The organism is Amycolatopsis sp. CA-161197 (genome assembly GCF_050942255.1).
GTDB lineage: Bacteria > Actinomycetota > Actinomycetes > Mycobacteriales > Pseudonocardiaceae > Amycolatopsis.
Window position 1 is genome coordinate 3,930,166 of record NZ_CP192059.1, and the last position, 25,617, is coordinate 3,955,782.

The 25,617-nt window shown below is 70.7% G+C and carries 28 protein-coding genes; 13 read left to right on the forward strand and 15 right to left on the reverse strand.

Translation table 11 applies throughout. From position 1 onward, the window contains the following. The 3 genes from ACQPXB_RS18785 to ACQPXB_RS18795 are packed head-to-tail and all read left to right on the forward strand — an operon-like array spanning position 1 to position 2,675. Positions 1-1,140 carry a C45 family autoproteolytic acyltransferase/hydolase gene (locus tag ACQPXB_RS18785; protein ID WP_432853819.1) on the forward strand — a complete coding sequence of 380 codons (1,140 nt, stop codon included), beginning with the start codon at positions 1-3 and terminating at the stop codon, positions 1,138-1,140. After that, on the forward strand, positions 1,137-1,970 hold the full coding sequence (locus tag ACQPXB_RS18790) for a polysaccharide deacetylase family protein (protein ID WP_432853822.1): 834 nt from the start codon (positions 1,137-1,139) through the stop codon (positions 1,968-1,970). Before ACQPXB_RS18785 ends, ACQPXB_RS18790 begins: the two co-directional genes overlap by 4 nt. Before the next feature lie 3 nt (positions 1,971-1,973). Then, on the forward strand, positions 1,974-2,675 hold the full coding sequence (locus ACQPXB_RS18795; protein ID WP_432853825.1) for an SDR family NAD(P)-dependent oxidoreductase: 702 nt from the start codon (positions 1,974-1,976) through the stop codon (positions 2,673-2,675). Here the strand turns inward: ACQPXB_RS18795 and ACQPXB_RS18800 are convergent. Then, the gene (locus tag ACQPXB_RS18800) at positions 2,668-4,320 is read right to left on the reverse strand and encodes an ABC transporter substrate-binding protein (protein WP_432853828.1); all 1,653 of its coding nucleotides are present in this window, start codon (positions 4,318-4,320) and stop codon (positions 2,668-2,670) included. The genes ACQPXB_RS18795 and ACQPXB_RS18800 overlap by 8 nt on opposite strands. Before the next feature lie 175 nt (positions 4,321-4,495). On the opposite strand from ACQPXB_RS18800, the gene ACQPXB_RS18805 reads away from it, so the two are divergent. Next, a complete protein-coding gene (locus ACQPXB_RS18805; RefSeq protein WP_432853831.1) occupies positions 4,496-4,840 on the forward strand; it encodes a hypothetical protein in 345 nt (114 codons plus the stop codon). A gap of 137 nt (positions 4,841-4,977) precedes the next feature. Next, on the forward strand, positions 4,978-6,402 hold the full coding sequence (locus ACQPXB_RS18810; protein WP_432853834.1) for a lamin tail domain-containing protein: 1,425 nt from the start codon (positions 4,978-4,980) through the stop codon (positions 6,400-6,402). A 49-nt stretch (positions 6,403-6,451) separates the two neighbouring features. On the opposite strand, the gene ACQPXB_RS18815 is transcribed toward ACQPXB_RS18810, so the two are convergent. The 4 genes from ACQPXB_RS18815 to ACQPXB_RS18830 all read right to left on the reverse strand — a co-directional run bounded on the left by ACQPXB_RS18815 (position 6,452) and on the right by ACQPXB_RS18830 (position 8,376). Then, positions 6,452-7,069, reverse strand: a complete 618-nt coding sequence (locus tag ACQPXB_RS18815; protein WP_432853837.1) for a class I SAM-dependent methyltransferase — start codon at positions 7,067-7,069, stop codon at positions 6,452-6,454. Further along, positions 7,066-7,608 (reverse strand): hypothetical protein, encoded by a 543-nt coding sequence (locus ACQPXB_RS18820; protein WP_432853840.1) that lies wholly within the window; start codon positions 7,606-7,608, stop codon positions 7,066-7,068. The genes ACQPXB_RS18815 and ACQPXB_RS18820 overlap by 4 nt, the downstream gene beginning before the upstream one ends. Continuing rightward, positions 7,605-8,087 (reverse strand): RNA polymerase sigma factor, encoded by a 483-nt coding sequence (locus ACQPXB_RS18825; RefSeq protein ID WP_366578397.1) that lies wholly within the window; start codon positions 8,085-8,087, stop codon positions 7,605-7,607. Before ACQPXB_RS18825 ends, ACQPXB_RS18820 begins: the two co-directional genes overlap by 4 nt. Positions 8,088-8,148: 61 nt before the next feature. Beyond that, positions 8,149-8,376, reverse strand: coding sequence for a hypothetical protein (locus ACQPXB_RS18830; RefSeq protein ID WP_432853843.1), 228 nt, complete (start codon positions 8,374-8,376; stop codon positions 8,149-8,151). A 159-nt stretch (positions 8,377-8,535) separates the two neighbouring features. Here ACQPXB_RS18830 and ACQPXB_RS18835 point away from each other — a divergent pair, with 159 nt between their 5' ends. After that, positions 8,536-8,736: a hypothetical protein gene (locus tag ACQPXB_RS18835; protein WP_432853846.1), complete on the forward strand. Its 201-nt coding sequence runs from the start codon at positions 8,536-8,538 to the stop codon at positions 8,734-8,736. Between the two features lie 82 nt (positions 8,737-8,818). On the opposite strand, the gene ACQPXB_RS18840 is transcribed toward ACQPXB_RS18835, so the two are convergent. Beyond that, the gene (locus ACQPXB_RS18840; RefSeq protein ID WP_366578405.1) at positions 8,819-9,562 is read right to left on the reverse strand and encodes a hypothetical protein; all 744 of its coding nucleotides are present in this window, start codon (positions 9,560-9,562) and stop codon (positions 8,819-8,821) included. A 126-nt stretch (positions 9,563-9,688) separates the two neighbouring features. Continuing rightward, the gene (locus ACQPXB_RS18845) at positions 9,689-10,036 is read right to left on the reverse strand and encodes a hypothetical protein (RefSeq protein ID WP_432853849.1); all 348 of its coding nucleotides are present in this window, start codon (positions 10,034-10,036) and stop codon (positions 9,689-9,691) included. 168 nt (positions 10,037-10,204) lie between these two features. Between ACQPXB_RS18845 and ACQPXB_RS18850 the strand changes: the two genes are divergently transcribed. Continuing rightward, the gene (locus ACQPXB_RS18850) at positions 10,205-10,747 is read left to right on the forward strand and encodes a hypothetical protein (protein WP_432853852.1); all 543 of its coding nucleotides are present in this window, start codon (positions 10,205-10,207) and stop codon (positions 10,745-10,747) included. Position 10,748: 1 nt separating this feature from the next. Here the strand turns inward: ACQPXB_RS18850 and ACQPXB_RS18855 are convergent, their stop codons facing one another. Continuing rightward, positions 10,749-11,786, reverse strand: a complete 1,038-nt coding sequence (locus tag ACQPXB_RS18855) for a helix-turn-helix domain-containing protein (RefSeq protein WP_432853855.1) — start codon at positions 11,784-11,786, stop codon at positions 10,749-10,751. Positions 11,787-11,882: 96 nt separating this feature from the next. On the opposite strand from ACQPXB_RS18855, the gene ACQPXB_RS18860 reads away from it, so the two are divergent. Beyond that, positions 11,883-12,773: an alpha/beta hydrolase gene (locus ACQPXB_RS18860; protein WP_432853858.1), complete on the forward strand. Its 891-nt coding sequence runs from the start codon at positions 11,883-11,885 to the stop codon at positions 12,771-12,773. A gap of 21 nt (positions 12,774-12,794) precedes the next feature. Then, the gene (locus tag ACQPXB_RS18865; protein ID WP_432853861.1) at positions 12,795-13,160 is read left to right on the forward strand and encodes a cupin domain-containing protein; all 366 of its coding nucleotides are present in this window, start codon (positions 12,795-12,797) and stop codon (positions 13,158-13,160) included. 26 nt (positions 13,161-13,186) lie between these two features. On the opposite strand, the gene ACQPXB_RS18870 is transcribed toward ACQPXB_RS18865, so the two are convergent. After that, positions 13,187-13,678, reverse strand: a complete 492-nt coding sequence (locus ACQPXB_RS18870) for a GNAT family N-acetyltransferase (protein ID WP_386955495.1) — start codon at positions 13,676-13,678, stop codon at positions 13,187-13,189. A gap of 101 nt (positions 13,679-13,779) precedes the next feature. Between ACQPXB_RS18870 and ACQPXB_RS18875 the strand changes: the two genes are divergently transcribed. Beyond that, positions 13,780-14,259, forward strand: a complete 480-nt coding sequence (locus ACQPXB_RS18875) for a hypothetical protein (RefSeq protein ID WP_432853865.1) — start codon at positions 13,780-13,782, stop codon at positions 14,257-14,259. A gap of 354 nt (positions 14,260-14,613) precedes the next feature. Here ACQPXB_RS18875 and ACQPXB_RS18880 read toward each other — a convergent pair whose 3' ends face one another. Together ACQPXB_RS18880 and ACQPXB_RS18885 are read right to left on the reverse strand one after the other, a co-directional pair. Next, a complete protein-coding gene (locus tag ACQPXB_RS18880) occupies positions 14,614-15,963 on the reverse strand; it encodes an ATP-dependent nuclease (RefSeq protein ID WP_432853868.1) in 1,350 nt (449 codons plus the stop codon). Positions 15,964-16,037: 74 nt separating this feature from the next. Next, positions 16,038-17,198: a DUF262 domain-containing protein gene (locus ACQPXB_RS18885; RefSeq protein ID WP_432853871.1), complete on the reverse strand. Its 1,161-nt coding sequence runs from the start codon at positions 17,196-17,198 to the stop codon at positions 16,038-16,040. A 399-nt stretch (positions 17,199-17,597) separates the two neighbouring features. Between ACQPXB_RS18885 and ACQPXB_RS18890 the strand changes: the two genes are divergently transcribed. Beyond that, positions 17,598-18,644: a ferritin-like domain-containing protein gene (locus tag ACQPXB_RS18890; RefSeq protein WP_432853873.1), complete on the forward strand. Its 1,047-nt coding sequence runs from the start codon at positions 17,598-17,600 to the stop codon at positions 18,642-18,644. A gap of 44 nt (positions 18,645-18,688) precedes the next feature. Here ACQPXB_RS18890 and ACQPXB_RS18895 read toward each other — a convergent pair whose 3' ends face one another. Continuing rightward, positions 18,689-20,017 (reverse strand): aspartate aminotransferase family protein, encoded by a 1,329-nt coding sequence (locus tag ACQPXB_RS18895; protein ID WP_432853876.1) that lies wholly within the window; start codon positions 20,015-20,017, stop codon positions 18,689-18,691. Between the two features lie 84 nt (positions 20,018-20,101). Between ACQPXB_RS18895 and ACQPXB_RS18900 the strand changes: the two genes are divergently transcribed. Continuing rightward, positions 20,102-21,019, forward strand: a complete 918-nt coding sequence (locus ACQPXB_RS18900; RefSeq protein WP_366578424.1) for a LysR family transcriptional regulator — start codon at positions 20,102-20,104, stop codon at positions 21,017-21,019. A gap of 40 nt (positions 21,020-21,059) precedes the next feature. Here ACQPXB_RS18900 and ACQPXB_RS18905 read toward each other — a convergent pair whose 3' ends face one another. The 3 genes from ACQPXB_RS18905 to ACQPXB_RS18915 form a co-directional block, all read right to left on the reverse strand. Beyond that, positions 21,060-21,227, reverse strand: a complete 168-nt coding sequence (locus ACQPXB_RS18905) for a hypothetical protein (RefSeq protein WP_432853879.1) — start codon at positions 21,225-21,227, stop codon at positions 21,060-21,062. A 138-nt stretch (positions 21,228-21,365) separates the two neighbouring features. After that, complete coding sequence (locus ACQPXB_RS18910; RefSeq protein ID WP_432853882.1) at positions 21,366-22,271, reverse strand: aldo/keto reductase; 906 nt, start codon at positions 22,269-22,271, stop codon at positions 21,366-21,368. Continuing rightward, entirely contained in the window at positions 22,268-22,966 is a 699-nt protein-coding gene (locus ACQPXB_RS18915; RefSeq protein ID WP_366578429.1) for a FadR/GntR family transcriptional regulator, read from the reverse strand. The genes ACQPXB_RS18910 and ACQPXB_RS18915 overlap by 4 nt, the downstream gene beginning before the upstream one ends. Before the next feature lie 194 nt (positions 22,967-23,160). Here ACQPXB_RS18915 and ACQPXB_RS18920 point away from each other — a divergent pair, with 194 nt between their 5' ends. Further along, a complete protein-coding gene (locus tag ACQPXB_RS18920; protein WP_432853885.1) occupies positions 23,161-25,608 on the forward strand; it encodes a glycoside hydrolase family 95 protein in 2,448 nt (815 codons plus the stop codon). Positions 25,609-25,617 lie beyond the last annotated feature (9 nt).

Genomic DNA, 25,617 nt, shown 5'->3' on the forward strand with positions numbered 1-25,617 from the left:
ATGACCACTCCGCGCCTGATCGTCGTGCAGGGCAGCTACCGGCAGATGGGCGAGCAGCTCGGCGCGCGGACCGCCGACCTCATCGACCGCAGCCTCGCCACCTACGTCGGCCGCTTCCACGACGACGCCGGCCTGTCCGACGCCGACATCGACCGCTGGGGCCGGATCTACCTCGACGTCGCCGAGTCCTATGTCCCCGAGATCGCGGCGATGCTCCACGGCATGGCCGGCGGCTCCGGCCACCCGGCGCACCGCCTGGCCGCCCTGAACGCGCGCACCGAAATGCTCTACGGCACCGGCTACCGCGACGAAGGCTGCACGTCGGTGTCCGTGCTGCCGCGCTACACCGCCGACGGCCACACGCTGCTCGCGCAGAACTGGGACTGGCACCCGGAGCAGGCCGAGGTCACGTTCCTGCTGGCCACGCGCGACGAGTCCGGGTTCTCCGTGCTGTCGCTGACCGAGGCGGGCATGCTCGCCAAGAGCGGCCTCAACTCCGCGGGCCTGGGCGTGTGCGCGAATCTGCTGATCTCCGACCTCGATCACGGCGGGCGCGGCGTGCCGTACCACTACCTGCTGCGCGGCGTGCTGCAGTCGCCGACGATGTCCCTGGCGCACAAACGGTTGCTGCCCGTCGAGCGGATTTCCTCGGGCAACGTGCTGCTCGCCGACGCGGGCGGCGAGTCCATCGACTTCGAGCTCGCGCCCGGCGTCTTCGGTGCGTTGCTGCCGGAGCAGGGGCTGATCACGCACTCCAACCACTTCCAGGCGAACCTTCCGTTGCAGGACAAGAAAGCCGCCACGAGCGCGTTGACGCAGTTGCGGCCGGCCCGGGCGCGGCACCTGCTGGAACCCGCGCTGGACGAGCGGCGCGTGCGGGTGGCCGACGTCGTGGCGACGCTGCGCGACGAGTGGTCGTTCCCGGACGGCATCTGCCGCCACCCCGACCCGGACGTGCCTGCGGCGGAGAAGTTCTGCACGGTGTACTCGCTGGTGATGGACCTGACCGATCGGGTGCTGTGGATCGCGCCCGGGCCGCCGAGCCGGCACGCCTACACCCGCTGGGACCTCGACCGGCTCTTCGACGGCACTCCCGCCGGACGCACCGAGTTCGAGCCGGAGGAGGTCGCCGTCGCATGAGTGCCACGGTCTGCTTGACGTTCGACTTCGACGCCATCTCCCTGTGGATCGCGCGTGGCCAGGTGACGCCCGGACCGGTGTCGCGAGGGGAGTTCGGCGCGTACGCGATCGGCCGCATCCTGGACCTGCTGGAGCGCCACTCGGTGCCGTCGACGTTTTTCATTCCCGGGCACACTTTGGAGACGTACCCGGCGCAGTGCTCGGCCGTCGCCGCGGCGGGACACGAGATCGCGCTGCACGGCTACGCGCACGAACCGGTGTCCACTTTGGATCGGGGTGCCGAGCTGGCCGTGAACCGGCGCTCGGCGGCGTTGATCGAGCAGCTCACGGGCGCGCCGCCGGCCGGGCACCGGACGCCGAGCTGGGACTTCACCGACAACACCGTCGAGATCCTCGGCGAGCTGGGCGTGGAGTACGACTCTTCGCTGATGGGCACGGATTTCGAGCCGTACTTCGCGCGTTCGGGGGACGTCTGCGATCCCGGCGGTCCTTATCAGTTCGGGGCGGCCTCCTCGATCGTCGAGCTCCCGGTGTCGTGGACCCTGGACGACTACCCGCACCTGGAGTACCTGCGCCTGCCGCAGGGCGTGATGCCGGGGCTGCAGGACGCGGACGCGATGTTCGGGCGGTTCCTGCGCGACGTGCGCTACATGACCGAGACCGTGCCCGGCGGCGTGACCACGGTGACGCTGCACCCGCAGGTGGTCGGCCGCGGTGCGCGGATGGCGGCGCTGGAGCGATTCGTCGTCGGCTGCCGGGAGCTGGGTGTGGAGTTCGAGCACTGTGTGGACGTCGCCCGGCGGTTCCGGCCGCTCCTCGAAGGGCGGTGACCCGTGGCGAAATCGGTGCTGCTGCTGGGTTCCCGTGGTGGCTTGGGCCGGGCGATCGGCTCGCGGCTGACCGCGGACGGGTGGACGGTCGTCGGCGCGGACCTGCCCGAGCTGGATCTGGCGCGGCCGGACGTGGCGTCGGCGGTGGCGCGGTTGCAGGGTGCGCACGATGGGTTCGACGCGCTCGTGCACGCGGCGGGCCTGTATCCCGCCGCGCCCGTCTCGAACGGCGACGAGGAGCTGTTCGACCGGGTCCTGACGGTGAACGCGCGCTCGGCGTTCGCGGCGGGCGCGCAGTTCGTGCGCGAGCGTGTGGCTGCGGGGCGACCCGGGGCGATGGTGTTCGTCAGCAGTGGCGCGGCGACGCGGGCGCGGCCGGGCACCGCCGTGTACGCCGCGTCGAAGGCCGCGTTGGACGCGCTGGTGCGGGCGTTCGCGCTGGAACACGGGCGCGACGGCATCCGCTGCAACGCCGTCGCGCCCGGCTTCATCGACGTCGGCTCGCAGGTGAACCCCGTGCCGCGCTCGTACGTCGAGGGGGTCGAGGCGGCGAGCGCGAGCGGGCGGCTGGGCCGGCCCGACGAGATCGCCGCGGCCGTCGCGTGGCTGCTGAGCGAGGACGCGTCGTGGGTCAACGGGCGCTCGGTGCCGGTCGACGGCGGGGACGGCATCGGGTCGGTGACCGGGCCGTCGTGGCTCAGCTGAGCAGCGCCGGCGCCAGGCGGCGGTGGGTGCCGCCTTCGATGCGGTAGACGAGGTGGGGGTGGCCGCGGGTGGGGTCGCCGGTGTCGTCGGGGTAGCTCAGGCCGCGCTGGCCGCGGCCGAGGAACTGGTGCGCGCCGGTCACGCCGAACGACGCGACCGACCGCAGCTGCCGCCGCACCGCCGCGAAGTCCCACGGCCGGCTGACCTGGCTCCAGACCTGGGCGAGCACGTTGACCATGTCGAAGTGCACCGCCGCGGCGCCCAGGCCGGGTTCGCCGCCGTAGGCCGCGCGGTAGCGCTGTTCGAACGCGTGGCAGGCGGGACTGTCGACGTTGCCGATGACCGTCGACCACAGCAGCCCGTCGGACAGCGAACGGAACCGGTCCGTGAAGCCGGGGGCGGCGGGCGACCAGGCGACGTGCACGAGCGTGCGGTCTCGCAGCGGTTCGGCGGCGGCGAGGAACGCGCGCAGCGTCGGCTCCGGAAAGCTCGACAATGAGACGGCGTCGGCTTTCGCGCGCTCCAGCTGCCGCACGATTGCGCTGAAATCGCGGGTGTGGTCGGGCACCGGCTCGGCGAACACCAGCTCCCAGCCCGCCCCCGCGGCGTGGCGCTCGACCTGCTCCGGGATCGACGCGTCGAACGTGCTCTCGCGCGGCAGCACCGCCAGCCGGCGTCGGCGCCCGTGGTCGAGGTGGGGGAGCGTGCGCAGAAGCCCCTGCACGTAAGCGGATTCGGTGGAACAGACCTGGAACACGGCGCCGAGACCGCGCGGGTCCGCGTGCACGTCGTCGGACAGCGCGGGCCCGGTCATGCTGTGCAACACGGGTGCCCCGGCCGCGGCCGCCGTCGCGATGGCCCTGCGCGCGTAGCTCAGCGGGAAGTTGCCGAATACGACGGCGTCCACGCCGCGCCCTGCCAGTTCCTCGACGGCGTCCAGCAGGCCGTCGGGCGTCGCCCCGAGCGCCACGTGCTCCACCTGCCGCCCCGCGACGCCGCCCCGCGCGTTCAGCTCGGTGACGGCCAGCTTGTCCCCGCGGCGCATCGCCACGACCTCGGGGCCGGCGGCCGCCGCGTAGACCGCGCCGATGAGCGCGGGACGGGGCTTGGCGGTGCGCGGCTTTGTCCTGGGTTTCTCTTGCAGGAGCGCCATCAGCGTCGCCGGCAGCACCAGTTCCCTGGTGGGCAACGGCGCCGCGTACGCGTCGTGCTCGGCCAGCAGCGTCGCCACGGTGACGCGGGAATTCGTGCCGGTCTTGGTGAAGATGTGCTCGAGGTGCGTCGCCACCGTCCGCCGTGAGCACTGCAGCGCCCCGGCGATGTCCTGGTTGCCCAGCCCACCCGCGACGGCCGTGGCCACCTGCAGCTCACGCACGGTCAGCCCGAACGGCGCGGCGGTATCGACCACGTCCAGCCGCGCCAGCCGTCCGTCGCCGTCGGTGACGTCCACGACCACCCGGCGCACCACGTCGTCCGCCACGTCGAGGTACTGCACCGACTGCCCCCGCAGCACCCGCACGGCCCGCTCGGCCACGGCGACCAGGTCGCGCCGCCTCCGGAAGAACGCCTGGTCACTGCCCCTTCCGGCCCCGGCTTCCGGCTGCAGCCACCGCCGCGCCGCGACGTCGTGCTCCCGCGTCACCACCAGCCGTCTCCCTTCGTGGGGCAGAGGGGAGTATCCCAAACGCGCGCCCGTTCGGCGCTGTCGTTCGCCGGGGCTGGGTAGGGTTCTCCGGGATGAATCGGACATATGGGGGCAGCATGGGATCTGCGGCGTTTCCGGGCGCGCAGCTTGCCGATTCGGAGTACGCCTCTACGTCTTGGTGCGTCCCTCGGTCAACGGCCCGGTTCGCGTCGACGTCTTCCACGACGAGGCGCCGCCGGAGTTCACCGAGGGCCTGGTGCCGAAGCTCGAAGGCGTTCTCGAGACACCTTCGTCCGCGGTGACGGTGCACGACTTCGACGACAGTGCCGAGCTGCGAGCCGAGATCGGCGGGCGCGACCGCGATGACGTCGTCGCCCCGGGAACGCAACGACTCGCCGAGCCGCGCGCCGTCGATCTCGAAGTCCAGGTACTCGCGGTGCGTCCGGATGGCGCCTCCGGGGAATACCTCACCCGGGCGTACCGACGGGACCAGACGGAGCACGTTCACCGGCCGAGGTAACCACACAGTGGAACGGCGAGCCACCGAGTTCGCGCGTTCGTCCAGCGTTCACACCGCGATCATCCGCGGGAGGGCGCGTGTTCGGCCCGGGTCGGAACTGTCGGGTGGCCCTGTTCCCCGACCTCAGGACGGATTCCGTGACCGATTCACGCGTTCGCCGGTGGCACCGCAGCCTCCGTCGCCCCCTCGTCGCCGTCGCCGGACCCGTGCTGGTCCTCGGTGCGCTCACCGCGCCCGCGGCCAGTGCGGCGCCTGCCGACGACGTCCGGATCAACGAGGTGGTGACGACCGGCGACGTCAACGACTCGATCGAGCTCTACAACAAGGGCACCGCGACCGCCGACCTCTCGGGGTGGATCCTCAAGGACGACGACAACGGCTCGAAGTTCAAGATCCCGTCCGGCACCACGCTGGCGCCGGGCGCGTTCCGCGCGTTCGACGTGCACGACGCGTTCGGCCTCGGCTCCGAGGACGAGGCGCGCCTCTACCTCGCCAACGGCAGCACCCTCGTCGACAGCTTCGGCTGGGACGAGCACTCCGACCCGTCGTGGTCGCGCTGCCCCGACGGCACGGGCTCGTTCCGCCAGGCGTCCGCGCTGACGCTGGGCGGGCCGAACGCGTGCGGCGGCGCGGGCCAGGGCACCTCGCCGGTCGCGTGGCCGGGCAGCGGTTCGGTGTCGACGGCCGACGCGTCGAACGTCTTCGGCGAGGACCTTTCCGGTCTGTACCAAGAGGGCAGCGTGCTGTGGGCGGCCCAGAACTCCGGGAAGCTGTGGCGCCTCGTGTCCAACGGCTCCGGCGGCTGGAAGCCGGACACCGCGTCCGGCTGGTCTTCGGGCAAGAAGCTGCACTTCCCCAACGGCTCCGGCACGCCCGACGACGAGGGCGTCACGGTCACCGGCTCCGGTTCCTCGGCCGGCGTCTTCGTGGCCACCGAGCGCGACGGCGACAAGTCCGGCACCAGCCGGCTTTCCGTGCTGCGCTACGACGTCAGCGGCTCGGCGACCACGCTGAACGCGGCGCAGGAATGGAACCTGACGTCGGACCTGCCGTCGGTCGACTCCAACTCGGGCTTCGAGGGCGTCACCTGGGTGCCGGACGCGTCGCTGACCGCGGCGGGCTTCAAGGACTCCTCCACGGGCGCGGCCTACTCCCCCGGCCGCTACGGCTCCCACACCGGCGGCGTGTTCTTCGTCGGCGTCGAGGGCACGGGCATGATCTACGGCTACGTGCTGCAGGACTCCGGCGCGTTCACCCGCGTGGCTTCCTTCAGCAGCGGGATGGACGGCGTGATGGAGCTGCAGTGGGAACCGCAGGCCTCCCGCCTGTGGGCCGTCTGCGACGACACGTGCGACGGGCAGCACCGCACGTTCCAGGTCTCGTCGGGCTCCTTCACGACGGCCGCGGTGTACAACCGGCCGAGCGGGATGTCGAACTACAACAACGAAGGCTTCTCCGTCGCCCCCGCGAGCGAGTGCTCGGGCGGCTCGAAGCCGGTGTACTGGTCCGACGACAGCAACGACGGCGGACACGCGTTGCGGAAGGGCAGCATCAGCTGCTGACGTTCTGCTGACGGTGGTCCCGGCCGCTTGGCCGGGACCACTGTCGTGTTCAGGCCGGCTTTCGGGCCACGAGCCGTTCCGCCGTCCCGAGTTTGAGCCGCTCCGCCTTCGTGATCTCGAAGCCGACGTCGATGACGAGGGGCAGGGGACGGCGGGTCTGGTGGTCGCCGATCTGGCGGAGGGTCACCCGTTCCAGGAGCCCCTGGGCCCAGTGCAGCGGGCGGTGGTGGCTGCCGACGTGGTCGAGCAGCAGCAACGCGCCGCCCGGACGCAGGACGCGGTGCATCTCGGCGAGGGCGGCGCGGTCGTCGGGGAAGCCGCAGAGGCCGAGGGTGCAGACGACGGTGTCGAAGCCGGCGTCGGGGAACGGGAGCGCTTCGGCGCCTCCCTGGCGCAGCGTCACGGGCCGGCCGAGGTCGTCGGCGCGACGCTTCGCCAGCTCCAGCATGGCCGGGCTGAGGTCGAGACCGGTCACGCGGACGTCGGCCGGATAGTGGCCCAGGTTGAGCCCCGTGCCGATGGCCACCTCCAGCACGTCTCCGCTCGCCTGCGCGCAGACCCATTCGCGGCCGCCGGCGAACTGGAGGCGTTCGAGAAAGCCGATGCTGCGGTCGTAGTGCGGGGCGTACTTGTCCCATTGGGCCCGGAGCCAGGCGGGGTCGGTCATCGGTTCAGGTCCGCGACGGGCAGGCCCATGGCCGCGCAGGTCCGCTCGTCGCCGGGGAACACGGCCACGGCGCCCGCTTGGGCTTCGACCGCCTCGGAAGTGAGGACGCACGCGACCAGCGGCGGCACGGTGGGGCTGTGCCATTCGTAGTAGTCGTCTCGCCAAGCCGTGGCGCAGATGTCCTCGATCACGGCGGCGATGTCGCCACGGCCGTTGGGGCTGTTGCCGTTGATCCCGGCCCCGACGTGCTGGCCCGGCGCGTCGCTCGTGATGTCCGCGGTGTGGTAGCAGTAGGCGATCTCGCGGTCGTTGGGCTTGGCGTAGGTGATCTGCCCGGACGACGCCGGGGACGCCTGCGGGTGCTGCAGCACCGCGACCGCCCCCAACGCGGCCCCGACCACGACCGCGGCCGTTCCGGCGAGCGCCAGCCGCGCCCGGCGCCGCACCGAGCGTGCGCCCTGGGCCTCGATCGCCTCGAAGTCCAGCCCCAGCGGCGGTTCGTCGGAGCCGAGGGCCCGGTCGAGCAGGTCCCGGGTCATGAGCTGGCTCCTTCCGACAGCAGCGTCCGCAGGGTGGCGAGAGCGCGGGCCGACTGGGATTTCACGGTGCCTTCGGTGATGCGCAACGTCTTCGCGGTGTCAGCCACCGAGAGGTCGCAGTAGAACCGCAGCACCAGCACCGCCCGCTGCCGGGACCCCAGCGTGTCCAGCGCGGCGCGGACGTCGGCGCCGTCGTCGGGCACCACGTCCGCGCGCGGCCGCTCGGGCGGCGCCGTCAGCACCTCCGCCCGACGGTGCGGCCGGCGCGCGGCGTCGATCGCCAGCCGCGCCATGACGCGGCGCGCGTAGGCGTCGATGCCCGCCGGGTCGAGGCGCTGCCAGCGTTTGTACAGCCGCAGCAACGTCACCTGCACGATGTCCTCGGCCAACGCCCAGTCCCCGCACAGCAGGAACGACACCCGCCGCCACCGCGGCGCCCGGTCCCGCGCCACGTCGGTGAAACTCGCCCGATCCGCCACGCCACCCCTCTCGTCGCCGTCCCATACGAGCCGGGTGGTCCCGGAGGTTGCACGGTCCGGGTCAATAACGCCGGCAGATGTCCTCGGACGGGTTGAGGCACCAGCCGTCGGGGCTGTGGACGCGGTCGCACGGCGTGTCACCGAAGCACCAGCCGTCGGTGGTCACCGTGCACGGCCCCGGCCCGAGACACCACCCGGGCGGGGCGGCCGCCGCCGCGGTGGCAGGCACGGCGAGGGCGACCAGGGCGAACGAGCCGGCCAGCAACCCGGCGGTCAGGAATCTACGCATACCGCCGACTCTGCCCGATTCGGGCACCCCGCACCAGCGACGACGGTGGTTCAGCGGGCCGTCAGGACGATCACGACCCGGTCGGGCCACTTGCCGTCGCCGACGAACACCTTCAGATCCTGTGCCCGGGAGAACACACCAACGCTGCCCGACGGCCGCGTGCCGTTGTTCGTCTGCCCGGAGTGCGGCGATCTCGGTTGTGGCGCGGTGACGGTGGTCGTCGAACGGACCGCCGATGAGGTCGTGTGGCGCGACTTCGGCTGGCAGACCGACTACGACCCCGAGGTGTCCCGCGAGAGTTACGCCGGGCTGGGGCCGTTCCGCTTCGCGCGTGCGCAGTACGACTCGGTGTTTTCCTGACCGTGCGCGGAAACGCCGAAGGGACCCCGGGGGATCCCTTCGGCGCTCTCGTTTGTTGTGCTTGCGCGTTGTGCTTGCCGGGTCAGCCGGCGAGGCGGATCGAGGCGACCTGGCGGTCGAAGCCGATCTTCTCGAGGTCGGGCGCGTCGCCCGTGATCAGCATCGACTTGCCGGTGCAGCCCGCGCCGGTCCAGATCTTGTAGGTGCCGTCGGCGTCGATGGAGCGGACGAGGTCGGGGTTGCGAACCTCGTTGCAGCCCTTGTCGCTGGCGACCTGGGAGCCGTCGGGCTCGGAGAAGTTCTTGCCGCTGTCGAGGAGGGCGAAGGTGGAGGTGAGGTTGGCGTTGGCGGTGCCGCCGTTGTTGCCCCCGTTGTTGTTTCCGCCGTTGCCGGTGCTGCCGTTGTTGTTGCCGCTGGTGTCGTCGCCGGCCAGCTTCACCGACACGGTCTTGTTGTCGAAGCCGAGCTTCGCGAGGTTGCTCACGTTGCCGGTGACGGTGATCGACTTGCCGGTGCAGTTCGCGCCGCTCCACAGCTTCAGCGTGCCGGTCGCGGTCAGCGACGAGGTGACCTTGGGCCGGGCCAGCGTCTGGCAGCCCTTGCCGGAGATGCCCTGGGAGGCGCCGTTGTCGGAGAACGCGGCGTCGTCGAAGAGGGTCGCGCTGGTCGCGCTCAGCGCCCCGGCCGGCGCGGCCGCGGCGGCGCGCAGGTTGTCGGCCCCCGCCGGTGCGGTCGTCGCGCCGTCGCTGCCCGCGCCGCACGCGGACAGCACCGCGGCACCCGCCGCGGCGAAAGCGGCCAGGAACATCGCCTGCTTGCGGAACATGAGAACACTCCCCGTTGTCCTTGGCACCCGGTTCGTCCGGGCGACTCGACGAGGACACGGCTGCCGGATCCCGTGCGGTTCACCGGTTCCGGAAGTTTCTTCCGACCGAAGTGGACGCCCCGGCCCTCACCGCGCCGGCCGGTCCGCGCGCTCGGGCTCGTGGTGCTCGCGCCCGAAGTCCGCCGGCCGGATCGAATGGCCGCGCCGGTTGTACGGCTGGAACAGGTACTCGCCCTCGATGCGCACCCCGTCGTCCAGGTACCGCAACCACAACCCCACATACGCCACCGCGATCCCCGGCACCGCGTACCCGGGACTGTCGAACCGCCCGGCCACCGTCCCCACGACGGCGGCCGCGACGAGCCCCAACCCCAGCGCCAGCCACCACGCCCGCTTGCGCCGCGTGGTCCGGACGTCCAGCACCCTCACCGGCACGCCCGCCCCGCAGAACCCGCACGCGAGCGTCACCTCCACGACCCCCTCCCCACGCCGCACGGGAATCGGGACCATCCGGTACACGCTCCGCCCGCCGCTCCCCGGCCCACGTAATGCGCCAACCGCGCGGACGGCAGCTCTCCGACTTCGGCCACGGGCCGATCTTGCCCCATCGCGTAGTCGCTGTGCGCCCGTAAGCTTCGGGACGTGAAGGTGGAACCGGTCGACGTCGATCACCTGGGTGATCGAGTCGGCGCGTGGCTGCAGTGCGTTCTCGAAGGTTCTCCTCCGGCGGTGCGGCGCGCAGCGAGTTCGATTTCGCGCTGGGGTGTGCTGGAGCCGCAGGGCGTGCGGGTGTCGGATCTCCTCCGGGGATTCGGGCGTACCGCGGACTTCCCGGCCGCCGCCGACTTCTTGCGGGCGACCGTGGACTTTTCCACGGTGCTGGTGGAGGACCGGCTGAGCCGTGCCGGGGATCCGAACGTGTATCCGGCGGACGAGGTTCCGGCGATGCCCGCGGATCCCGTGAGCGTCGACCTGGAGGTCTCCGTGTTCACCGTGGCGTCTTCGGGAGCCTTGACCGGGATCCTGCAAGGGATGAGCCACTGGCAGTTCCCGGTCTTGCTGATGGTGCGTTGCGCCGCGGATCCGGCCACGCTCAAGCACGACATCCTCCAGGGCCGCGTCCGGAACGTCGCCGGTGTGGTGATCTCCTGCTGCGACGGCGAGACCGTCCTCGTCTCGCGGTGAGTCAGGCCTCCAGAAGCCGCCAGGCGGTGAGGGCCAGTTGGGCGCGCGCAGGGCCCGTGGGGGAGACCAGGCTGTAGCCGAGGGTTTTGCCGAGCTGGTCGAGGCGGCGGGCGACGCTGCTGTGGTGCAGGTGCAGCACGTCGGCGGCGCGGCGGACGGAGCCGGTGGAGCAGTAGGCGTCGAGGGTGTTCAGGTCGTCGGCGGCGAGGCCGGCGAGGGCGGCCACGTCGGTGTTGTCGCGGGCGGCGTCGCCGGGGACGTGGGCGAGCAGGGCCAGGGCGCCGAGCGAGCAGTAGTCCACGACGGGCTGCCGCGGGGTCGTGAAGCGCAGCGCCGTCCGGGCGGACAGCCACGAGCGCGGCAGCGGCCCGGGAGACCCGATCCCCGCCCGCACGTCCGGCGGGAAGCGCGAGGCGTCGACGGCGGTGAGGAGCAGGACGCCCACCTCGCCCAGCGGAGCCGCCTTCACGGGGCGCCCGGGGCTCACCAGGGCGCCGAGCTGGTCGAGGGGCAGCGGCGAGCGCACGGCGACGACGCGGACAGCCGCGCCGGCCGGGTCGACCGCGTCCGCCGTGAAGCCGAGCAGGCGCAGGGCCCGCGCGCGGGCGGCGTCGTCGGTGCCGGGGCTGATGGCGAGCTCGACGAGGGCCGGGTCGGCCATGGTGGTGCGGGCGGGGCCGTAGCGTTCGACGACGGCGGCCGCGGCGATGGCCAGGCGGTCGAGCAGCAGCCGGTCGAGGGGCAGTGGCGACGGGCGTTCCAGCCAGACCGCGCCGATCTGCTCGTCGTCCAGCGTGATGGCGACCGTGGTCGACGCGTGGCCGGCCGGCGGCGCGGGGCCGTCCGGGGCGACGCGGAACGTCTGCCCGGTGCCGTCGAGCCGGATGCCGGCCACGCACTCGGCCAGGCCCGCCGACGCCCGGGCCAGCGCAGCCAGGTCGACGCGCCGGCGGATCAGCGTGTCGTAGAACATCACGACGCGGATCGCGCCCTCGGCCTCCGAGTCCAGCTGCGACAGCCGGACGACCAACGCCTCCATACCCGGCAGCGTACGCGGCGAGCGTCGCGTCATCAGGCGATTTCGCGCGACGCCCGGCGGGCGACGCGGCGCCCGGGCGACGGCAGGATCGTCGGCATGAACCCGGAACTCGAAGCCTTCCTCCCGCTGTTCCCGCCCGCCGACCTGGACGATCCGGTCGTCGCCCGCGAGAAGCTCGCCGGCCTGTCCGCCTCCGCGCCGCCGCCGGACACCTCGGGCCTCACGGTCGAGGACCACACCGCCGACGGCGACGTCCCCGTGCGCCTCTACCGGCCGCGGCAGGCCCACGGCGCGATCATCTGGCTGCACGGCGGCGGCTTCGTCATGGGCGACCTCGACACGGAGCACCCGTGGGCCGCGCGCATCGCCGACGTCGCCGGCGCTGTGGTGATCTCCGTCGGCTACCGGCGGGCTCCGGAACACCCGTTCCCGGCCGCCGTGGACGACGCGTACGCGGCCCTGACCTGGGCCGCGAAGAACGCGGCGGAGCTCGGCCTCGACCCGGCCCGCATCGCCGTCGGCGGGCACAGCGCGGGCGCCGGGATCGCCGCCGCGATCGCACTGCGGGCCCGCGACGAGCACGGGCCCGCGATCCGCTTCCAGCTGCTCAACCAGCCCGAGCTCGACGACCGCCAGGACACCTGGTCGGCGCGCACCTTCACCGACACGCCGTGGATGACACGCGACAAGCTCGCCGCGACCTGGCGCCACTACCTCGGCGGCGCCCCTGGCACGCCCTACGCCGCCCCCGCGCGGGCGGCCGACCTCGCCGGCCTGCCGCCCGCGTACGTCGCCACCGCCGAGTTCGACCCGCTTCGCGACGAGGGCATCACGTACGCGCTGCGCCTGCTGCAATCGGGCGTCTCCGCCGAGCTGCACCAGTGGCCCGGCACCTTCCACGGCTCGCAGGCGATCCTGTCCGCCGAGGTGTCACAGCGCCAGATCGCCGAACTCGCCGACGCCCTCCGCCGCGGCCTCACCGCCTGACCCACCACCGAAAGGAAACCCATGACCCCGATCGACCTGTTCACCTCCTTCCTGCACCTGACCGCCGACGGCCACGCGGCCGCGACACCCCGCACGGTCGACGGCGAGCCCGACGACTGGCACCTGATGACCTTCCACGCCACCACCGACGACGATGTCCACTCCGACCACTGGGAGATCCACGCCGCCGCCGACGAGCTCGTCTGCTGCCTCAGCGGTGGCTTCCGCCTGTACCTGCGCGACGACGACACCCCGGCCACCCTCACCCCGGGCACCGCGGCGGTCGTCCCGTGTGGACGGTGGCACCGCCTCGAGCTCGACGCCCCCAGCGACCTCCTGTCGGTCACGGTCCCGAGCGGGACGCGGATCGAACCCCGGGCCGCGTAGGCCGTCTGCGACCCTGGCGAGCTGAATCAAGGCTTGTCGAGCACGTACAACACGAACGGCTCGCCGCGATGGCTGATGTCACGGTCGTACCGGAACCCGAGCCGCTCCATGACGGCTCGCGACCGTCCGTTGTGGACCTCGGTGAACGAGATGACCCGTGACGCGGCCAGCTCGCCCCAGGCGAACTCCAGGCCGGCCCGGCCGATTTCCGTGGCGTAGCCGCGGCCCCACAACGACTCGCGCACGGCCCAGCCGAGTTCCCACTGCCCGTCGCGGGTGCGGGAGAGGCCACCGCGGCCGATCAGAACGCCGTCGGCGCGGTCGTACGCGAGCCATTTGTGGGCGCCGTCGGAGTGCCAGGACCGGCCCATCTCCGTGGCGGTCCGCAGGGCGTCTTCGGCCGTCCATGCGCCGTACCAGCGGGCGATGCCCGGGTCCTGGTGGAGGCGGAACAGATCGTCGGCCAGCTCGGGGCCGACCGCTTCGAGGCGGAGACGTCCGGTGTAGCGGGCTTGCACCGGAGGCATTCTTCCGGCCCCGATCGGTGGGACTCAAGGCGTTTACGCGCGGCCGGTCGCCGTCGCCTGGCACGATGCCCGGACAACGCAAAGGGGAGGGCATGACGTATCCGCAGTATCCCGGTCCGCACTTTCCGGCCGCGCCGGTCCGAAGCGCCCCGCGGAGCCCGGCGGGAGGCACGGCGGTCGTGACCGGCGTGCTGGCGATCATCTGCAGCATCGCCGCGTTCATCAGCGCGATGTGCGGGCTCATCGCCGTCGTCGACGGGGAGGTTGTTTCCGGTGGGGCGACCGTCGTGCTCAACCTGGCCGTGACGGGAGTCCTGCCGGCCGGCGCGATCGCGGTCCTGCGGAGCCGGCCGGCCGCGCGGATGTGCTTGATCGTCGGCAGTGCCCTGGCCATCGTGGAGCTGTTCGCCGCGACGGTCCTGCCCGAGGTCGACGTCTACCTGCTGTACGAGGGCGGTCCAGACACCCTGCGCGCGTTCGCGCTGGACGGACTGCCCTGGCTGGCCGTGGCGATCGGCATCCTCGTGCTGGCGCTCACGACACCGGCGGCGCGGCAACCCCGGCGGTGGTGACCGGGTCCTCGCGAAACACTCTTGACAACAAGGTCGCCCCTCGGCCGGGGCGCCCGCGTCGGCGAGACCGGCCGGCTCCGGCTCGGCGGGCAACTTGATCGCGTCGCTATCGCCCAGACGCTGCTGAAGGACACCCCGATCGTCCTCCTCGAGGAGGACCCACGTCTGCGCTCGCCGACGGCCACGTGGCAGAGTCCGGCCGCCACGCCGCCCTCCTCGCCTCGGGCGGTCGCTACGCCGCGCTGTGGGCCGAACACGAACGCTTCCGGGCCGACGCATCACGGTCCGCTAGTGGTGGCGAGCAATCGGCCGGACGTGGTTTGTGGAGTGGCGAGCGACGTCGAACTATGTCGACTACTTCAACCTGTCGCGAAGCCAGTCGATGAGTTGCTCGGCGTTGGAAGTCAAGCCCTCGTCTCGAAGGCACAATTGGACAAGATCCCCCAGGATTCTCCCGTATCCGCCGAACTTCTTCGCGAGTTCGGTGATCCAATCGTGGTGGTCGTACCCGTCAAGAGCCTCAAGTGCCATCTCGAACCGCGTGCGGTCTTCGACGAAACTCGGAGCCCAGTCCGCGTTCTCGCCGTTGCGCCATCGGATCGTCGCCTGGCGAAGAACCTGGTCAGGCGCCGCGTTGCCGATCAGGAATGTGACATCCTTGTCGGGGTTTTCAGTTCGCTGGTCTCCATCGAGAACCCCCAGAACCAGGAAGTCCTGGTGGGCGTCGCGCGCGATCTTGAGTTCGTCGATCACGCGTCTGAGGCCGGATTCTCCAGTGCTGACGTACCGGGTGGCAACGCGGTTGAGCAGGTCGGGAGCCTGTGCTTTCAAGGTCTCCCGGAGAACCCCCTCGGCAACGACGTCTTCAGTCATCAACACTGCGTCGCAAGCAGGTTGGAGCCCGAGATGCAGCGCCACCTCGGAGGCGTCGAGTCCGGCGCGGATCGAGGGAATTGGCGAGGAATTCAGCAAGACGACATTCTTGGACGGTAGCGATCGGATGAAGCTTGGCGAATGGCTGGAAACGACCACGGTCAAGTCACGGCTCACAACGGTGGCGATCATCGATTCCACCAAGGCGCGCTGAGAGTACATGGCCAGATGGCTTTCCGGCTCTTCGATCAGGACGATCGAACCATGTTCGATGTTGTTGAGCCGCCACAGGAGGTAAGTCGCTGAGAGCTCGCCGCGCCCCATGGTCGTCAAGCCATAGGTGCTACCCATGGACACAACTTCGAAAAAGGGAACAGGTTCGTCGTCGTCGCTGAACGCGGTCACTTCGAAAACCCGAATCTTCTCGTAGTGTCGCCTCAGTACATACGAGAGCAACTCGACGTGCTCCGCGTCGAGCTCTGTGGGATCGACACCCTCGGTCAGATCGTCGGGATGATCGTCTTCGCGGAACAGGGTAAGGATACGTTCGGTTTCCGCCGATGGATCAATGTATTCGACGGAGACTGGACACTGTCCCAGGTAGGTCGATTCTTTCGCGTCGAACGACGCCGTCCATGCTGCGCCGTCGTGGAGGCCCGTGATCTCGACGCCTGCGAGCCAGTACGGCAGTCGTCGAGAGGTGCCGGACTCGCCCTTTAGGCACTTCCAGATGGCCCCGAGTGTGCTCGACTTACCAGCACCGTTGCCACCGGATACGACGGTGATCCCGGGCGCGAATTCCAGTTGCAGAGTGTTGTCACCGTCGCGCAACCTGGCGGAGGCCAAGGACGTTCGGTAATTGCGGCGGACAAGGCTTCGAAGGTTCTTTTGTCGTTCCGCGTGCCTCAGAGCCATGCAGGGCCGCCCCAGCCTTCAGTGTTTCCCCAGTCGGACAGTGCGCGGTCAGGTTGCACGCCGTTCTTCTTGGCGGCGCGGAGCGCTTCGGTGGCCTTGGCGATGAAGCTGATCTCGGGTTGCAGGCCCGCGAACTTCAGTCCCAGGACCAACCAGGCGACAAGATCTCGCAACATTACCGAGGACGTATCGGCGACCCTTGACGTCGAGCGGTCGTGGAATACTTGGAGGGCTGGCCAGATGTCCTTGTCCGGTTCGGCTGCGGTCTTGACGATGCGACTGTGTTCGATGTAACGAATCGAATCGATCAGTGCATGGCCATGCGATTCCAGGAGCCCGTACCTCTGAAGTTTAGCGCACATGCACAGCCACGTGTGGATGGTCGCCTTGTTCGGCTTCAGGCCTTCTTGCAGAAATGGGACTGCAAGGAGGTGGGTTAACGATTCCTTGGCTCGAGTCAGCACGGGTTCGGGGAAGGGGGTTCCCTCGCGGTATCGAGCAGTTATCCGTGCAGATGTGACCTTTTCGAGAAGCGTGCTTTGGTCAATCGTGAGCAGGAATCTTGCCAGCAGGTCGTCGTAGCTCATTCGAGCATTGGAGAATCCGATGCGGCTCGGTGTCATCCCGGTTTTGATCGCCCACTCGACAAGATCTTTGACTTGGTTTCGAGGGCCGCCGACGAACGCGTTCCGCTTTTCGGCTTCGGTCAGATTGGTCGGCTGATTGAGTCTGAAGAACAGCTCGTACGGCTCCTGCGGTTCATACTGGTCGAGCTGGAATACGCGGATAGAGAAATTGTCGAACTGGTTTCGCACCTTCGGAGGCAACTCACCGTAACGCAAACCAGAGAGCTGGGCCATCTCCTCATCGTACGGTTCAACCGTGCCGTCGATGGGAAACTTCCCGTTCACGAAGTCTCGGATGGCGGTGAGGCGCTGTTGCCCGTCGAGGACGTCGTAGGTGCCCTCTTCGGTGGCAACGAGGTGAATGGGAGGAACGTGCCAGCGTCGCATGATGCTGTCGATGAGCCGTTGCTTCTTGTTGGTGCTCCAGACTTCACCGCGTTGGAAATCAGGCTGGAGGTCATAGATCTGCTGTTCGATCCTTCGCACGATGGTCGCGATGTCTGGGTCCTTGGGCTCGAACCGCACTGCGCCTCCCCGTCGTTAGCTCGCGACAGGCTACACGATCGTGTGGCGGCGAAAGCGAGAGCTGCCGGGGTAGGTGGTGGACCGAGGCTACCTCGATGCCGGCGGTGACAGTCGCTTGCCCGTTCTGGTCTGTGATTTTTACGTGACACAGTCGGCGAGGTCCGGCGGCGGGTGGGACCAGCCACGCTCTGCTTGACGCATGCCACCACGGCCGTCTGAAACCCGGTGCTCCCGCTCTGACCTCGTGGCTCGGCCGGACCTCGTGCCCATGGTGACCGGGCCGGGCCCGCCGGGGTGACACCCCGTCCGGGGGAAAGCTGTCACACATCCGCCCGCCGTCTTGTCCTGCCTCGCGAAACCCGAACCCGAACTCGCGACCCGCCGAGACGAGAGGCACAAATGGACACCAGTCCCGCTCCCGCCATCGACAGCGTGGCCGAGCTCCGCCGCCACCTGCAGTGGGCGATCGAGCTCGAACACGCGACGATCCCGCCTTACCTGTGCGCGCTGTATTCGCTCGATCCGGGCCGCAACGCCGAGGCCGCGCAGGTCGTCGGCAGTGTGCTGGCCGAGGAGATGCTGCACCTGGCGCTCGCGGCGAACCTGCTCAACGCCGTGGGCGGCGAGCCGAAGCTCGACGCGCCGCAGCTGCTGCCCGCGTACCCGCACCCGCTGCCCCACGGGGACCCGTCGTTGCAGGTCAACCTCGTGCCGTTCGGCGCGGAGGCGCTGGAGCTGTTCCTGAGGATCGAGCAGCCCGAGTCGGCCGACGCGCCGCCGCAGGCCGACGGCTACCGCACGATCGGGCAGTTCTACGCCGCCGTGCAGGCCGGGCTGAAGAACCTGTGCGACCAGCTGGGGGAGGAGGCCGTGTTCTCCGGTGACCCGAAGCGGCAGATCGGTGAGATGCACCTCCGCAGCGGTGGCGGCAGCGTGATTCCGGTGCACGACCTGGATTCCGCGCTGGCCGCACTCGCGGAGATCGTGGAGCAGGGCGAGGGCGCCGCGCGCACCGAGGTGTGGGACGGCGACCGCGACGTCTTCCACCCCGAACGCGACGAGGTCGCCCACTTCTACCGCTTCCAGGAGCTCAAGCACGGCCGCCGCTACGCCGAGGGCGACACCCCGCAGAGCGGCCCGACGGGCGAGGAGATCAAGGTCGACTTCGACGGCGTGCTGCCCATGCGCCGCAACCCGAGCCCGGCCGACCACCCCGAGGACAGCCCGATCCGCCGGGCGCAGGGGGAGTTCGACAACACCTACTGCCTGCTGCTGTACCTGCTGGAGGACGCCTTCACCGGCAACCCGGGCGGGCTGGGCGCCACCGTCGGCGTGATGTTCCAGCTGAAGGCGCAGGCCCAGGCGCTCATGAAGATGCCCACCGGCGACGGGAAGACGACGGCGGGACCGACGTTCGAGTACGTGCCGCCGGAGCAGCGGTCCTGAAGCGACGGTGTGAGTGCCGGTGGCGAACCGGCACTCACACCGTCCTACAGCACGGCGCGCGCGTCGCCGATGGCTTCGTCCAGAATGGACAGTCCGAGTGAGAGCTCCTCCTCGGTCGCCGTCAGCGGCGGCGCGATCCGGAAGACGCCGCCCATGCCCGGCAGCTGCACGATGTTCATGTGCAGCCCCAGTTCCAGGCAGCGCCGGGTGACGAGAGCGCCCAGCGCGTCCGAGCTTTCCTTGGTGGCGCGGTCCACCACGAGCTCCAGGCCGGCCAGCAGGCCGCGGCCGCGGATGTCGCCGACGACCTCGTGGCGTCCGGCGATCTCCTCCAGCCCGCTGCGGAGGAAGGCGCCGAGCGTGCGGGCGCGTTCGTCGAGCCGGTCGCGGGTCAGCACGTCGAGCACGGTGTTGCCGACGGCCGCCACCAGCGGGTCCGAGACGTGCGTGGTGAAGAACAGGAACCCGCGCTCGTGCGCTTCCTGCTCGATCTCCGCGCTGGTCAGCACGGCCGCGAGCGGCAGGCCTGCGCCGAGCGTCTTGGACACCGTCAGGATGTCCGGCACGACGCCGTCGCGCTCGAACGCGTACCACGTGCCGGTGCGGCACATGCCCGTCTGCGCCTCGTCGAGGATCAGCAGCATCCCGCGTTCGCGGCACTTCTCCTGCAGTGCCGCGAAATACCCCGGCGGCGGCTCGATGATCCCGCCGGAGCTGAGGATCGGTTCCACCAGGCACGCGGCGAGGCTGCCGACGGACTGCGCGTCGATCAGGTCGAACGAGAAGTCGAGCTGCCGGCGCCAGTCGAGAGTGCCGTCGGCGTGCGTGAAGTCGGGGCGGTAGGTGTTGGGCGCGGGAATGGCGAAGTTGCCGGGTGTCGCGGGGCCGTAGCCCTTGCGCCCGGCGCTGTAGGTCGCGGACGCGGCGGCCTGCGTCATGCCGTGCCACGACCGCGCGAACGACACGATCTCGTGCCGGCCCGTGACGAGCTTGGCCATGCGGATCGCGGCCTCGTTCGACTCGGCGCCCGTGGTCAGCAGCAGCGCCTTCTCCAGCGGCGCCGGCAGCGTCTCGGCCAGCCGCCGCGCGAGGTCGACGACCGGGCGGCTCAGCATGCCGCTGAACAGGTGGTCGAGCGTGCCGATCTGGCGGCGCACGGTCTCGACGATCTCGGGGTGCGAGTGGCCGAGGATCGCGCTCATCTGGCCGGAGGTGAAGTCGAGGATCTTCCGGCCGTCGGCGGTGTAGAGGAAGCTGCCGGCGGCGCGTTCGATGATCTCGCGGGTGAACGCGCCGCCGTAGCGCACGAGGTGGGCTTCGGCGTCGGTCCAGAACGTGTCGGCGGACAGCGGGACAGTGGTCGGAGCAGCCATGTCCCCGACGGTAAGTCCGCGCCGAGCGACACGTCCAGCTCACAATTCCGGACGTTCTGTTCGGCTGAGCCGCACAATGGGATGGTGCTGAACCCGTGGCGCCTGCGCCTGCTGAGCCGGCTCGACACGCTGGGCACCATCCGCGCGGTGGCGAGCGCGTCGAACCTGAGCGCGTCGAGCGTGTCGCAGCAGCTCGCCGTGCTGGAGACCGAAACGCGCACCAAGCTGCTGGAACGCACCGGCCGCCACGTCCGCCTGACCCCGGCCGGGCTGATCCTCGCGCGCCGGGCCCGGGCGATCCTCGACCACATGGACACGGTCGAGGCCGAGCTGCGCGGCCTCGGCGACGAGCCCGCCGGCCTGGTGCGGCTGGGCGCGTTCCAGAGCGCCGTCCACACGCTCGCCGTGCCCGCGGTGACGCGGCTGGCCGCGGCGCACCCGGACCTGCAGGTCGAGGTGCTGCAGCTGGAACCGCACGAGAGCATGCCCGCCCTGCGCGTCGGCGACGCGGACCTCATCATCACGACCACGGACTTCGTCGAGCAGCCCCTGGACCCCGACGTGGACCTCGTGCCCCTCGCGACCGACCCGATCGTGCTGGTCATGCCCCCCGACCACCCCGCGACCCGCCGCGGCGCCGTCGACCTGGCCGCCTTCGCGGACGAGCCGTGGTCGCTCGACCTGCCGCAGTCCTACATGGCGAACCTGACGTTGCGGCTGTGCCGGCAGTCGGGCTTCGAGCCGCGCGCGGTGTGCCGCTTCAGCAACTACATGCTGGCCCTGCAGCACGTCGAGGCCGGCTTGTCGATCACCCTGCTGCCCGGCCTCGCCGTCGACCCCCGCTACCGCGTGACCACCCGCGAACTCGCGGCACCGGTCACGCGCACCATCACCGCCGCCGTCCGCCGCGGCTCCCCGCAGCGCGCCGCGGTGCAGGTCGTGCTCGACGCGCTGCGGAGGACTCCGCCGGTTTCGGCGGGTGCACCGGGTGAGGAGGGGTGACGCTGGGTCGTACCCGACACCTGGGCAACTCCCCGAGGGCTCAGCGGTTCGCGTTGAACTCGAGCACCTCGTCGAGGCGGGTCGACCACGCCGGGGACGTGCGGCGCAGGCCGACGACGAACGGGGCGGGCCGCCGGGGGCGTCGCGCCCGCGAAGCGCTCGGTTTGCTGCGCCACCAGCGGTTCACCGCGCCTCGGTGGTCGCTCATGCCGTTCAGCCCCTCTCGTCCGGTCATGATCCACTCTGGCAGCGCGGGCGTGATCCCGCACGTGTCCGGGTGGTGGGCCAGGCGGTCCGGGAATCAGGTGTGCACGACGGTCACAGCCTTGTCAACAGGGGGATACGATCACCGGATGACGGTGAGCGCGTCGATTTCCGACCACAGCGCGTCCGGGATCGCGGTGGTGAGGTGGGCGGCGTTCTGCTCGACCTCCGCCGGTGTGCGGGCGCCGATGACCAGCGCCGTCACGGCCTTGTGCCGCAAGGGAAACTGCAACGCGGCCGCGGGCAGGGCGACCCCGTGCCGGGCGCACGCGGCGGCGAGCGCCTCGACCGCGGCGCGCACGTCCGGCGCCACCGGCAGGTAGTCGAAGCGCGCATCCGGGCCGGGGTCGGCCAGCACGCCGCTGTTGAAGACTCCGCCCGCGATCACGTCCACCCCGCGGGTTTCGCACAACGGCAGCAGCTCGTCGGCCGCGGACCGGTCGAGGAGGGTGTAGCGGCCGGCGATGAGCACGCAGTCGAGGTCCGTCTCGGCGACGAACCGGGCCGGCATCTTCGGCTCGTTCATGCCGACGCCGATCCGCCGTACCGCGCCTTCGTCGCGCAACCGCGCGAGGGCCGGGTACGCCGCGCCGACCGCGGTTTCCCAGAAGTCGTCGGGGTCGTGGATGAACAGGGTGTCGAACCGGTCCAGACCGGTGCGGTCGAGACTCTCCGCCAGCGAGGTGTAAACGCCGTCGGCCCAGTAGTCGCGCACCCGCACGAGCCCGTCTTCCCCGGAACGCAGCAGCCGGCCGACCTTGGACGACACGGTGAACTCGGCGCGCGGTTTGTCGCGCAGGAACGCGCCGAGCCGCCGTTCCGCGACTCCGGCGCCGTAGTGCGGGGCGGTGTCGAAGTAGCGCGTGCCGGCGGCCCACGCCGCTTCGAGCGTGGCCCGCGCGGCGGCGTCACCGAGGTCTTCGTACAGGCCGCCGATCGCCGACGTGCCCAGGCCGACGGTTTTGCCGGCCGCGGTCGTGGGTGTCACTCCGCCTCCCCGGAACGGGCGCCGTGCACGCGGCGCAGCCAGCGTTCGGTGGTGCTGATGTGCACGAGGGCGGCGGCTTGCGCGAGCGTCGCGTCGCGTTCGGTGAGTGCTTCGTAGATCGTTTCGTGCTCGGACAACGTGCCCTCGGCCGAGCCGGCCTCGACCATCCCGCGCCACACCCGCGCGCGCAGGGTGCCGCCGGAGATGCCGTCAAGCAACGTCGCCAGCGCTTCGTTGCCGGTCGCGGCGGCCACGGCCCTGTGGAAGGCGGCGTCGTGCTGGTTGAGCAGCTCGACGTCGCCGGCCGCGGCGCGCATCGCCTCGAGGTGACCGTGGATCCGCGCGAGGTCCTCTTCCGTCGCCCGGGTGGCGGCGAGCCCGGTGGCGATCGGTTCGAAGAGCCGGCGCACCTCGGTCAGCTCGAGCAAAGTGTTGCCGTGCATGAGTTCCACGGCCAGCCCGAGTCCTTCGAGCAGGACGGTGGGGGCAAGGCTCGTGACGTATGTGCCGTCGCCGCGGCGCACGTCGAGCACGCGGGCGACGGCGAGCGCCTTCACGGCTTCGCGCATGGGGGAGCGGGAGATGCCCAGCTCGGTGGCGAGCTGCTGTTCCGGCGGCAGCTTCGACCCCGGTGGCAGCTTCCCGGACTGGATCAGCTCGCGGATGCGGGCGATCGCCTCGTCGGTGAGTGACACGCGGGCGACGGTAGCCCCAGACATGTGATGTCTGCAAGAGGTCCAGACGAGAATGCGCTGACCGGCCGACGGTATACCAGCTCTTTTCCGATGTGGTCTGGACACCCGCGCGCGGCTCGCCTACACATACATATGTTCTTTGCGGCCCGTGAGCCGATCCCGTTCCCCTCCCCACCGGACGAAGGAGTCCCCTCATGTCCTCACCCGGCTTCTCCCGCCGGAGCCTGCTCGGCGCGGCGATGGCGAGCGGCGCGCTCGCCATGACCACCGCGGCGCTCGGCCGCGTCACAGCCGCCGGGGCAACCCGGCCCGCCCCGGATTCCGTGCTGTGGTTCGACGAACCCGCCACGCTCTGGCAGGAACAGGCGTTCCCCGTCGGCAACGGCGCGGCCGGCGCGATGATCTACGGCACCGTCGACAGCGAACAGATCCAGTTCAACCACGACACGCTGTGGAACGGCGGCCCCGGCTCCCACGACGAGGGCCACGAGTACAACTTCGGCAACTGGTACGAGCCGCGCCCGGCCGCGCTCGCCGACGTGCGCGCGAGCATCGCGGCCACCGGCAGCGCCGACACCGGCCCGGCGACCGCGGCGCTCGGGCAGACGAAGTGGGGCTACGGCGCGTACCAGACCTTCGGGGATCTGTTCCTGGACCGCGCGACTCCGGCCGGCGCCGTGACCGGCTACCGGCGGCAGCTGGACTTGGCGACGGGGCTCGCGACCGTCGGGTTCACGACCGCCGACGGTGTCACGCACACCCGCGAGCTGTTCGCGAGCTTCCCGGACCACGTGCTCGTCACGCGCCTGTCCGCGAGCCGGGGTGGGCAGGTGTCGTTCACCGCGCGGTTCGCGACGGCCGACAACCGCACCGTCACGTATTCGGCGCAGGACGGCCGCATCACGATGCGCGGCGCGCTGACCGACAACGGCATGGTGTTCGAGGCGCAGGTCCAGGTCCTCGCCGAGGGCGGGCGCGTGACCACCGACGCCGCCGGCCACGTGACGGTGACCGGCGCGGACGCGGCGACACTCGTGCTCGCGCCCGGCACGGATTACGCACCCGTGTACCCGCACTACCGCGGTGTCGACCCGCACCGGGCCGTGACGTCCACAGTGGACGCCGCCGTGCGCCGGGGCCACCGGGCGTTGCGCGAGCGGCACCTGGCCGACCAGCGCGCGCTGTTCGGGCGCGTGCGCATCGACCTCGGGCAGCAGCCGGCAGCGGTGCCGACCGACGAGGCGTTGCAGGCCTTCAAGCAGGCCCGCAACCAGGGGCAGATCAGCGCCGACCCGCAGCTGGAGATGCTGCACTTCCAGATCGGCCGGTACCTGCTGATCGGCTCGTCGCGCGAGGGGTCGCGCCCGGCGAACCTGCAGGGCGTGTGGAACGACTCGACCAGCCCCGACTGGCAGTCGGACTACACCACGAACATCAACCTGGAGATGAACTACTGGCCCTCCGACGTCACCAACCTGGCTGAGACCGTGCCGCCCTTGGTGGACTTCATCGACGGCCTGCGCGCGCCGGGCCGGGTCACCGCGCGTGACCTGTGCGGGGTGCCGCAGGGGTTCGCCGCGATGAGCCACGTCAACGTCTTCGGCTACACCGGCGTGTCCACGAACGCGGCCACCTGGGCGCCCGAGTCGACCGCGTGGCTGATCCGCCAGCTGTGGGAGCACTACCTGTTCACGATGGACGAGGACTTCCTGCGGCGCCGCGCGTACCCGATCCTCAAGGAGCACACGCAGTTCTGGCTCGGCTACCTCGTCACCGACGCCGACGGGACGCTCGTGGTCAGCCCGAGCTTCTCGCCCGAGCTCGGCCCGTTCACCGCCGGTGCCACGTACTCGCAGACGATCGTGTGGGACCTCTTCACGAACACACTCGCCGCCGCGAAGATCGTCGGCGACCACGCCTACCGGCCGATGCTGGAGAAGACCCTCGCGAAGCTGGACGCAGGCCTGCGGATCGGCTCGTGGGGCCAGCTGCAGGAATGGAAGACGGACCTGGACGAGGCGGACAGCGGCCACCGGCACATGTCCTTCAGCTACCCGCTGTTCCCCGGCCACCAGATCACGGCCGAGGGCACCCCGGAGTTCTACGAGGCCGCCCGCGTCGCCGTCGAGGCCCGCACCGCGCACACGGCGCAGAACGACATCGGCTGGAACCGCGCGCAGAAGATCAACGCCTTCGCCCGCCTCCACAACGGCGACCAGGCCCGCGAACAGCTCGACCACCTCCTGTGGCGCAACACGTTCCCCAACTTCCTCAACGATTGGCCGTTCCAGATCGACGGCAACTTCGGCGTGGCGTCCGGCGTGGCCGAGATGCTGCTGCAAAGTCACGCCGGCTTCGTCGAGGTGCTGCCCGCTCTGCCCACCGGGTGGGCCGCCGGCTCCTTCCACGGCCTGCGGGCTCGGGGCGCGTTCACGGTCAACGCGTGGTGGGCGGCCGGCCGGGTCACGAAGGTCGAGGTCACGTCCGACGTGGGCGGCGACCTGAGGCTGCGCGCCGCGTCGCTGTCCGGCGGGGCCCGCGTTCACGCCACCGGCGGCCCGACGCCGCACTTCACGCTGCGCGCCGGCGAACTCTCGATGCCCACCCGGCGGGGCGCCACCTACACGGTCACCCCGGCGTGAACCCGATGC